Here is a 429-nt window from a genome sequence, read left to right on the forward strand (position 1 = left end):
CTCATTGATAGAGCGGTGATTGACATATCCAGTGATATATTGTTTGTGGATGATGGTTCAAAAGATGATACATGGTCTCGAATTGAAGCACTAGCCGAAAATAATGATAAAATAAAAGGAATCAAGCTTTCCATTAATAAAGGGCACCAAGTCGCACTGAAATCAGGCTTGGATTGTTCGGTAGACAAGTGTGATTTCTCTATTTCCCTAGATGCGGATTTGCAACAAGACCCTTCTGTAATAGAAGATTTCATTTTGGACTTTAAGAATGGGAATGATGTGGTTTATGGTGTCAGGAAAGATAGAAATACAGATGGATTATTAAAAAAAACGTTAGCAAAATGTTTCTATAGATTAGCAAAAAAACTAGGCATTGACCTAGTTCCAGGTCATGCTGATTATCGAGGCTTGTCAAATAAAGCCCTAGAT

The 429-nt window shown here is 36.4% G+C and carries 1 protein-coding gene; it reads left to right on the forward strand.

Annotation, left to right across the window (positions count from 1 at the left end; all coding sequences use genetic code 11):
- The coding region (locus tag AB4653_RS29075; protein WP_372106107.1) for a glycosyltransferase at positions 1–429 on the forward strand (429 nt) is incomplete at both ends.

This window comes from Vibrio sp. 10N.222.48.A3 (assembly GCF_041475345.1).
GTDB classification, from domain to species: Bacteria; Pseudomonadota; Gammaproteobacteria; order Enterobacterales; family Vibrionaceae; genus Vibrio; species Vibrio tasmaniensis_A.